The following is a 10,789-nucleotide window of genomic DNA, read 5'->3' as shown; positions in this document are numbered from 1 at the left end:
GCTCCTTTGACTCTTCCTTGAGCAAGTAAAACTAATAAACGTTGACGAGAGATACCTAATAAAATAGACGCTTGTTTAGTACCCATGATTCTTACCTCAACTCTTGGCCAATAGTAAAGCTTACTTTATTACTATAACATTTACAGGATTTAACCTAAAAACAAAGATAAACCAAATTATTGGTTTTGTCAACAAGAGAGTTTGCGCTTAAAAGTATGAGTAGTTAGGTTAGGAGTCAACTGAGATGGCCCAAAGCTGAAACCTTGAAGTCCCAAACCTGAACCATCAGTTTCAAACCTCAACTTATTCAAAAGATACCAAATGGATTCTATAGGAGGAAGAATGGAGAAAGGTGAGTATATTGGCTACCTCTTTTAACTTCCCTGGCGGGAAGTCCCGCGCTCTCCCGCAGGGGAGCGTCGGGATGAAAGCCAGGGCCAAGATTCGGATACCTCCATAAGCTAAACGTTTATAAGCCCAAGACACAAGCTAGGAGGATTTTGTTATTATAAGCCTTATCACAGGGGGAGGACATCACCTCTGTTAAAACAGCGGTCAGTTTTTGCTGACTGAAGAATCCCGCGTTAGTCATCGTCATCGTCATCGTTATCGTTATGTTGCGTAAGCGCAACGTCGGGAGTATGTCAAAAGTAATTTATTTTGCTAATTCAAAACTGGCTTATAAGGACAAATATGTTTGCTAGCGGGCTAAAAAAAGCCCGCACTACTTTTGACAAATTATTGAGGTTTGTTAAGCAAATTGACTATCTCGTTTCCAAAGTTTTCCACCCCAGACAAAGGAGTAGAATCTTTTGTTTTGGCTGTCAATCTTTCAAGCTGCTGAATCTTATCGTCTTTAAGCTTTGATATTAGTTTTTTCGCCCACTCCTTAATATTTTCTTCTTTCTCAATACCTGTAGCATCTTTTGTATTGGCTAAAGTTATAGCAAACTCTCTAGCACCCTGATAATATTTGACTCGCTCCTGCCATCCAAATTTTGCCTCTTGCTTTTCCGACTCAATCAAAAGATCGATATATTCCAGTTCTGTCAAAGGGTTGGGCTTGAGGGCAATTTCATCTAAACGACGTAAGGATCTTTGTGTTTTTTGAATCATATAGAGAGTATAGCATCAAAAATGTATTTTTGTGTTGGTGTTAACCGTGCTAGTGAAGATGGCGTGACAAAGCCGATACAATCAATATGACTAATGCCATTGGGCATAGAAAAGAATTCTCGAATTTGGTTAGTGATGAACTTATCCCCCTTCAACCCCCTAGTGTCTCCAAACCCTGGAGTGTCAACAATCGTTAGAGTATATGGAACCAGAAAACCTTCCACTTTGTGTATTGTATAAGCAGTAATCAATTTAGTATGGCTATGAGCTTGAGACTGCCCTCCTTCGTCTGTAATAAGCTTAAATCGAAAGTCATCCTTCCATTCAACTCCTAGAAGATAGTTAACCATTCCATTGATTAATGTACTTTTTCCCGTTCCTGTGGCACCTACAAGCATAAGAACTTTTTCTAAAGGTTGAGGAAATATTGGTTGACCAACATGGCGCTTAGAAAGCATTTTCTCTGTGTCTTTCATCTCCTCTTTTAATGGCAACTCGTAAACAGGAGAAAATTTTTCTGGATCAGAAGATTCAATGATTTGAGATTCATCCCGCATTCGTAGAGGCAAGGGAAGCTTTGGTAAAGGATCGCTCAAATTGATCGTTGGTGGCTTCGACGAATTTATATTCCTTTGGTTTAAATTGTCAACTTGGCTATTATTAGCTTCAATTGAAGGTTGGGATTGCAAATTCTTAGCTTTCTTTAAAATTGACTCCATCTGAGCTAAACTTTCTAGATCTCCCAGTTGAAGTAAAACTTCCTGAAGTTCCTGAACAAACGGCAAATCTCCTTTAACTAAAGTAGATTCTAATGCTTTAAGTAGCTCTTCTCGGTTCATAGTTGTATCTCCTGGTATTATGTAAGTCTTGAATTTATAAATTAAGGTCTAATCTGGCTTGAAGAGAATAATCAATCATTTCATTGGCGAAAGATTTATCTGATAAATTCGTTAACCCCTTTGCTAGCTTTAATGCTAATTCTGGTATGCTATAAGGCTGTTCGATCGCTATAGCCTTAAACAATTCTTGATAACCAGAAACAACTGATTTGACTACTTCCTTAAGAGGTAACGCCGACTCATCAACCAACAAATTAGGTAACAACTCTGGCAATAAAGGATTGACATCATAATTAATCAAAAAATGAGCATCAACAATCCAACCTGTGATCAAACAATGGCAGCTTACTAAAATTTGGCAAAGATAATCCCAATCTTGAGGATTAACTCTGTAGTTACGAGGTATATTTATTCCATCTCGTTGAAACTCTTCATCTTCCTCAAGGATTGCTAAATTGATAGCATTGTCTTCTCCATATTTTTGATTAACTTCTTCTATGCTCATTCCGTCTGCTAATAATTTGTCTCTAACTTCTGCCTTCCACTTTAAAGCACGATTTTTTGCTGATTCATAGAGTATGTCTCGGAAAGGTAAGCGAGAAATAATTCGTTCGTAATAATATTTTTCTGTTCCCACACCCCAGTAGGCAACCCGTAAATTCATGTAATTACCGTCAACATCTGACTCCAGAATCAACATGGGTTCAGATTTCAACATTCCAAATAGGGATTTTATACTTGCACCACCTCCAAACCGCTTACTTTCTTCCCAAGCACCATCCAACAGTTCTGTTGGCCTTATTGCACCGTTTAGCGGATAATTGGAACTTAAAAATTGTCCTAATCCTTCAGCCAATCGTTTCTCTATTTTAGGAAAATCTTGATTGGAAGCTTGCTCAAATTTATCAAAATCTACCTCTGGGGGTGAGATTAGCACTCGCATAGGTACATAACCATCACCATGATGGGAATCAAGAATCTGGGCTGGAACTAATGTTAAAGGCCAATTTTCAAAAATTTTATGGACTTGAGGTAACAGAAATGTAGTTTCTCGTTGATAAGCAGCAATAGCAAATTGGGTTTGACGATTGTAAGTAGCTAATTCTTTCTGGAGAATTATTTCCTGTTCATTTCGCCACTTTTGAAAATCTAGATTTTTCTGAGCAATTGCCGAATTTACACTCTGGATAAACTCTTGAATTTCTAACTTTTGTTGGTATTGCAGGCTGTTCAACTTTAACTGAAAAGTTTCTCTAGCTTGCTCCAGCGTAAATTCCTGCCCAAACTTCAAGTATTCCATCCTTTCCTGAAAATGTTGCCGACTTTTTTCAAGTCCTATCTGGAAATCCTGCTTCTTGTCTTCCAATTCTTTTTGATAAGCAATATTCAGAGCTGCTAGTTTTAACTGTGTCTGTTGCTGTCTCAGAGCTATTCCTCCAGTTTGTTCTAGGTTCCGGTATGCTATCTCTAGCTGCGTTTGGCGCTGCGACTGTGCTATTGCCAACTGTGTATTGCGTTGTTTTTGTGCCAATGCCAAGTTAATAGTCCCTGCTTTATCGGCATTTCTGACATATACTAAAGCAGTGAAAAAAGAACCAAGTGAGGGTAAAATTTGCCCAATCCAATATAAGTTCAAAACGGCCTCCCCAAAAGTGCAAGTTGGAAATATGGTTTGATCTTATTTACTACAATTGTCCAGTGCAAGTTTCCGGACTGCTGTAACATCTAAATTCTATTTTTAAGGTGAGCATATTGCCCACCCTAAATTAAACTATATCCAACTACGCACTAAAATATTTCGCCGCAGAATGATAAGTAATAATCGCTGTCGTAGACTGTTCAGGATAAAGCTGCTCACTCTCATCCATATACATATCAATCCTTTTCACATCCAACAAGTCTAACTGCTTAAACTGATCTTGCATATTTGGGCAAGCAGGATAACCGAAACTATAACGGGAACCCTGGTAACGCTGCCTCAGAATATCCTTAATATTATCCGCATCCTCTGCACCGAAACCTAACTCTCGACGAATCCGAGCGTGTACCCATTCTGCCATTGCTTCAGCAGTTTGTACCGCCATACCGTGGAAATACAAATAATCTGTATACTCATTCGCAGCAAATAATTTCTGAGCAAACTCAGTCGCTATTTCTCCTACTGTTACCGCGTGCATGGGGAACACATCAACAATTCCCGAATCCTTCGGAGCAAAGAAGTCTGCAATACACAACCGTCGTCCTGACTTTTGCCGGGGAAATTCAAAACTGTTCACAACTTTTGTTGCTTTTCCAGTTTGAGTCACTTCCTCAGAGTCGTAGATTAAAAGTGTATTTCCTTCTGCTTGACAAGGGAAATAACCATAAATTGCTTGGGGATGCAGCAACTTTTCTGCAATTACCCGTGACTTCCAAGTTTCCAGAATCGGATAAACTTTCTCAGCTAAAAATTCATCATATTCTTCTCGTGACTGCTCTTTGGGTTTGCGGAATTGCCACTGCCCTGCTGTCAACGCTTGCAAATCTAAATACCAGAATAATTCCTCGAATGGCATATCTTCTGGTTGTAATAACTTGGTTCCCCAGAATGGAGGTGTGGGGCGATCGATATCTACTGCTACATCATCGGAACGTCGCGTATCTATGACAACTGGAGCAGCAGGTTTAGTTTCCTCTTTTTCTTCGGACTTAACTTCGGTAGCAACTTTGCCATTACCATTACCATTACCATTACCGTTTTCTTCGGCAAACTCACCTAAAAATCCTTTGATGTCATCCCACTTATTTTCTGATTTTGCTGGCATCAACTTATCCATGAAATTCAAGTCGGAAAAAGCATCTTTACCATAAACAACCTTACCTTTGTAGGTATTTTGGCAATCTTGATGAACAAATTTCGGCGTAAGAGCAGCACCACCTAAAATTACGGGAACTGTAATACCTTCTGCGTTAAATGTTTCCAAGTTATCTTTCATAAATGCGGTTGACTTCACCAACAAACCACTCATGGCGATGCAGTCAGCATTATGTTCTCGGTAAGCAGCAATAATATTATCAACTGGTTGTTTAATTCCTAAATTAACTACCCGATAACCGTTGTTGGAAAGAATGATATCCACGAGATTTTTACCAATATCGTGAACGTCTCCTTTGACAGTTGCAATAACGAAAACTCCCTTAGAATTATCCTCTCCTGACTCTTCTGTTTCCATGAAAGGTTGTAGATAAGCAACTGCTGCTTTCATGGTTTGAGCAGACTGCAATACAAATGGTAATTGCATTTGCCCGGAACCGAATAATTCTCCCACAACTTTCATGCCATCTAATAAATAGACATTGATAATATCTAGTGGCGGATATGTTTCCAACGCTTTTGCTAAAGCATCTTCTAAACCGATACGTTCCCCATCAATAATATGTTGTTTTAAACGTTCTTCAATTGGTAAATTTTGTGTAGCAGAACGGTCTTTTTTAGTTGTTTTACCCTCAAACATTGTTGTTAACTCAGTCAGAGGGTCGTAAGTACAAATATCCCCATCAAATTCACGTTGGTCATATATTAGTTTTCGACAAACTTCTTGATGTTCTGGTTCAATTTTTGACATGGGTAAAATCTTACTCGCACTAACAATAGAACCATCCAAACCTACTGCCATTGCTTCATGCAAAAATACCGAGTTCAACACTTGTCTTGCTGCGGGATTTAATCCAAATGAAATATTAGAAACCCCAAGCATTATATGACAACCTGGCAATTCTTCTCGAATCCTTTTAATAGATTCAATTGTTGCTTTGCCATTTTCCCTATCCTCTTCAATACCTGTAGAAACTGGTAAAGCTAAAGTATCAAAGAACAATTCATGGGCAGGAATCCCGTATTCTATTGCTGCATCATAAGCTCGTTTTGCTATTTCAAATTTCTTATCTGCCGTTCGAGCCATTCCATCTTCATCAATCGTTCCAACTACCACACCAGCACCATATTTTTTCGCCAATTCTAATACTTTAAAAAAACGAGGTTCTCCATCTTCATAATTAGTAGAATTGAGCAAACATTTACCACCGACAACCTTTAAACCAGCCTCCATTTTTTCCCATTCTGTGGAGTCTAACATCAGAGGCAAATTAACATTTGTGACTAAGCGAGATGCTAATTCGTGCATATCTTTCACCCCATCGCGCCCCACATAATCAACGTTAACATCAAGAATATGTGCCCCTTCTTTTACCTGAGATTTTGCCAGAGCAACTAAGCCATCCCAATCCTCATTATTGAGTAAAGTTCGACATTTTTTAGAACCACTAGCATTCAATCTTTCCCCAACAATTAAAAAGGAGTTATCTTGTTCGTAAGTTTCCGAAGAATAAATAGAAGCTGCTGAAGGAACATACTTATATTCTCGTTCTTTTGGTGTGAGAGTTTGAGTAATTTCAGCTAATGCTTTAATATGGTCTGGACGAGTACCACAACAACCGCCGATAACTTGTACTCCTAAATCTTCAACAAAGTGCATTAATGCCATTTTCAACTCTATAGGAGTTAATTTGTAGTGAGCTTGTCCGCCGATATTTTCTGGTAAACCAGCATTAGGAATACAAGAAATAACAAAAGGAGAATTTTCCGACAAATAACGAATATGTTCCTTCATTAAATCGGGACCAGTAGCGCAATTTAATCCTAAAATATCAATAGAATAAGGTTCTAAAATTGTCACAGCAGCATTAATTTCAGAACCAACTAACATAGTGCCAAAAGATTCCATAGTTACTGACACCATGATGGGGCGACGTTCACCTTTTTTCGCAAAGGTTTCTTCTATACCATTTAAAGCAGCTTTTATTTGCAAAACATCCTGACAAGTCTCCACAAGAAATAAATCTACTCCCCCATCCCAAAGACCTTCTGCTTGTTCGGCAAAACCATCTTTTAAGGTGTCAAAATCAATATGTCCGAGGGTAGGCAATTTAGTTCCTGGTCCCATTGAACCAGCCACAAATCGAGGCTTTTCTGGGGTAGAAAATTCGGCAGTAACAGACTTTGCTAATTCCGCTGCTGTTTTATTAAGATAGTAAGCTTTGTCTGATAAATCATATTCTGCTAAGACAATTTTTGTCCCACCAAATGTGTCAGTTTCTATCACATCCGCACCTGCTGCGAGGAAATCTCGGTGGACCTTGGCGACTGCTTCTGGCTTAGTATGGACAAGATATTCATTACAACCTTCATATTCTGCACCGCCGAAGTCTTCAGCAGTTAGTTCTTGGACTTGTAGGTTAGTACCCATCGCCCCATCAAAAACGATAACCGGGCGTTCTGGACTATGGAGACGATTTAAAAATTGGCTATTCATCATTGAGTATTTAATATTTAGGTGTTAGTATTTATACTACCCTTTTAAGAGTTTAAAATCAATTTACTTTCTATATGATAGTATGGATTATGGGGTGCTAATTCATTAATTGATAATGAATAATGGATAATGGATAATTACATAAGGTTAAAAGCATCAGATTGAATATAAGGAAATATTATTTCTTTTTTCTTGGTTGATTGGATATGGTTAGGTAATCCATCCATCCCATCCTACTCATGGGAGCAAACGACCGTTTTTCCCCCTTTATTGGGGAGGCTAATAAAGCTGAATAATTATTAATTATTTATTATTCATTATTCGGTAACTAAGTAGAAATAAATATCAAACCAAGACATAGGTTTCAGATGAGAGAAATTATCTATATACCTATTTCCGGCTTTGGTTTTGCTATTTACAAGGTTTTTATTATATTACTTGTTAAATAATATAGTTTTAAGCATTTACGTTCTGGAATGCTGCGCAAACAACTATCGGCTCTAATCAAAACTATTGTTTTTCAAAGATTTCAAATTTATTAATGCTCTAACAGTTTTTTATAGTGCTATAACTCAAATTAACTCGTAATTATTAAAATGATGCTTCAGTTGCTGATGAATTATAAATTATATCCTCAATAATTATTAATATACTATATTTATTTGCTGCAAAGATACAATATTAGTTGACAACTATATATAGATAATGATCATATATATTAATCCCCCTTGGTTTTGGTTAAATTTTTACTCAAAATTTTCTCAGTTAAGTAACTGATATATAATGACAGTTATACAAATTAATTATAGCGATTAAAAACCCTCTTGAAAGACTGAATATATGATTCAATACAGAAGAATAAAACACTTATGCTAAAAATTGAGCAACTACCACAAATTAAAACTTATCAAAAGTTAAAAAAATGGTGGCAAAATAGCCGAAAAAATCATAAATCAACCTACAACTTGATGTTACGTTTGTTGGTTGGGAGTATGACTGTAATAGTTAGTATTTCGGCTTTTTATGGCTATAAAGTTGTGCGGGATTTGATTTTAGACAACTTGAAAAAAAATGCTTTGTTGGAGGTACAGATAGGAGCTGATAATATTGATAAATGGTTAGCTAGTAGAAAAGTTAAAACACACACTATAGGCAATACCCCTACCTTCCGAACTATGAACTGGTCAATAGTTGAACCTTTCTTAAAATCTCAAGAATCGCGATCGCAAGATATTTTCTTTTTTGCAATGATTAATCCTGACGGTTCCTACTATAACACCAAAGTAGGTAAGGCCAAAGCTAATGTCAAAGACCGCAAACATTTTAAACTAGCAATGGCTGGTCAAGTATATCTTTCCGATCCGGTAATTTCTCGTACCTTAGATACTCTTATGGTTTTCGTCGCTGCTCCTGTTTGGTCAGACTCTGATAATACCAAACAACCAATAGGAATGATAACAGGTGGAATCCCAGTAGATCGCATGAGAGAAGTCGTCAATAGTTTGCAATATGGCCCTAACAGTTATGCTTTTGCTCTGAATTCTCAAGGCAAGTCAATATTTACCCCTGAGCAAAATATAAACGGCAACACCAAAAAATCTACTACCAATTTTTTATCATCGGAAAATCCCAACCTAAAGGATATTGCGAGAAAAATGGTAGCTCAGGAAAAGGGGATAGAATTAGTAGAAATAAATGAGAAAAAAGTTTATGTTGCTTACATTCCAATAGAAGAAGCAGATTGGTCTTTGGGTTTAATTATTCCTAGAGAAAATATTGAATCCCAACTTAAAGAACTCAATCTGATGGCTTTTGTAGTGCTAAGTTTAGGCGCTACTATGATTATAGTATTGTGGAGGGTACAATCATTTGAACAAAGTCAACTCAAAAAGACAAAAGAAGCTGCTGAGACTGCGAACCAAGCTAAAAGTGAGTTCCTAGCAAATATGAGTCATGAGTTACGCACCCCTCTCAACGGAATTCTCGGTTACACTCAAATTCTGAATCATTCTCAGTCTTGGGGAGAAAAAGAACGCAAAGGAATTGAAATTATTCATCAATGTGGTTCCCACTTGTTAACTCTGATCAATGATATTCTGGATATCTCCAAAATAGAAGCTCAGAAACTCGATCTGCAACCCTACGATTTTCATCTTCCTTCTTTCTTGCAAGCAGTTGTAGAAATGATTCGCATTAGAGCAAAGCAAAAAGGAATTGAGTTGATTTATCAAGAAGATCCCAACTTACCCGATGGCATAATCGCAGATGAAAAACGCTTGCGCCAAGTTTTAATTAATTTGTTAGGTAATGCAGTCAAATTTACTGATACAGGTAAAGTAGTTTTTCAAGTTAAAAATTGCCAAGAGCAGTTAAGTCAGAGTGTAGAATTATCCGAAAATAAAATTGAGACAACACCTGATTCTAACTCCGATCTATCTAAAACAATTGAATTTAAAATTCAAGATACAGGGGTTGGTATTCCAAAAGAAAAAATTGAGACTATCTTCGCTCCCTTTGAACAAGTAGGAGAGCGAATGAAGAAGTCTGAAGGAACAGGATTAGGGTTAGCTATTAGCAGTCAAATTGTTAATCTCATGGGTTCAAAGATTCAAGTAGAAAGTCAACTAGGTGTTGGCAGTACATTTTCCTTTGCGACTAAATTTCCCCTGAGTTGTGACTGGGTGCAATCAGTTTCTAATTTAGAGGGAAAACAAATTGTTGGTTACGAAGGAGGACAAAAAACTATTCTAGTTATTGACGATCGCTGGGAAAATCGCTCCGTACTGATTAATTTACTGCAACCAATTGGTTTTATTACTGCGGAGGCAGAAAATGGTGCTGAAGGATTAGCTAAAATAGCACAACTTAAGCCAGATTTAACCATTACAGATTTATATATGCCAGTAATGGATGGTTTTAAGATGCTTAGGCAACTGCGGACTTCAGAGGAACTCAAAGATTTACGGGTGATTATTTCTTCAGCTTCTGTATCAAATATAGATCGCCAATATAGTCTTGATGCTGGTGGGGATGATTTTCTTCCTAAACCTGTTAATGCACAGGAATTGTTTAAGATGATAGAAACCCATTTAGAAATTGAATGGAAATATGCTCAAACAGAAAAAGTGGAAATAAATTCGCAGTCAATTTCAAATATAGTTATTGACTACTCTAAAATCTTACCTCCACCATTGGAAGAGTTAGAAATATTACTTGACTTAGCGCGGAGAGGGAGTCTGAAAAATTTGACCGAAAAAGCTGAAGAACTTCAGCAGTTAGAACAAAAATATACTTCTTTTACTGAACCAGTTTTACAGTGGGCAGATGATTTTCAAGCCGATAAAATAGAAGATTTTATTATCAGTTTTTTAGAAAAAAAGGAATAAATTAATAGACATCTCCAGAAAATAAACTTGCCCTTTATTTACCATAAACTAGAGTTGTAAAATTTCCTGATCAAATCATTTTCTGTAAGATCGTAAG

General features: G+C 37.1%; 5 protein-coding genes. 1 reads left to right on the top strand and 4 read right to left on the bottom strand.

What is annotated here, in order from left to right; translation table 11 throughout:
- Window positions 1-738 precede the first annotated feature (738 nt).
- From F6K40_RS35495 to metH, 4 genes are all read right to left on the bottom strand, one after another.
- Window positions 739-1,116 (bottom strand): hypothetical protein, encoded by a 378-nt coding sequence (locus tag F6K40_RS35495; RefSeq protein WP_293143437.1) that lies wholly within the window; start codon window positions 1,114-1,116, stop codon window positions 739-741.
- Window positions 1,113-1,955, bottom strand: coding sequence for a P-loop NTPase family protein (locus F6K40_RS35490; RefSeq protein WP_293143434.1), 843 nt, complete (start codon window positions 1,953-1,955; stop codon window positions 1,113-1,115). The genes F6K40_RS35495 and F6K40_RS35490 overlap by 4 nt, the downstream gene beginning before the upstream one ends.
- 34 nt (window positions 1,956-1,989) lie before the next feature.
- Window positions 1,990-3,591: a hypothetical protein gene (locus tag F6K40_RS35485; RefSeq protein WP_293143431.1), complete on the bottom strand. Its 1,602-nt coding sequence runs from the start codon at window positions 3,589-3,591 to the stop codon at window positions 1,990-1,992.
- A gap of 145 nt (window positions 3,592-3,736) precedes the next feature.
- The gene (metH, locus tag F6K40_RS35480) at window positions 3,737-7,306 is read right to left on the bottom strand and encodes a methionine synthase (protein ID WP_293143440.1); all 3,570 of its coding nucleotides are present in this window, start codon (window positions 7,304-7,306) and stop codon (window positions 3,737-3,739) included.
- Between the two features lie 869 nt (window positions 7,307-8,175).
- Between metH and F6K40_RS35475 the strand changes: the two genes are divergently transcribed.
- Window positions 8,176-10,692 carry a hybrid sensor histidine kinase/response regulator gene (locus tag F6K40_RS35475; protein WP_293143428.1) on the top strand — a complete coding sequence of 839 codons (2,517 nt, stop codon included), beginning with the start codon at window positions 8,176-8,178 and terminating at the stop codon, window positions 10,690-10,692.
- The last annotated feature ends 97 nt before the right edge of the window (window positions 10,693-10,789 follow it).

Source organism: Okeania sp. SIO3I5, assembly GCF_010672085.1.
In the GTDB taxonomy this organism is placed as follows: Bacteria; Cyanobacteriota; Cyanobacteriia; order Cyanobacteriales; family Microcoleaceae; genus Trichodesmium.
This window is presented reverse-complemented; position numbering and strand designations above follow the sequence as displayed.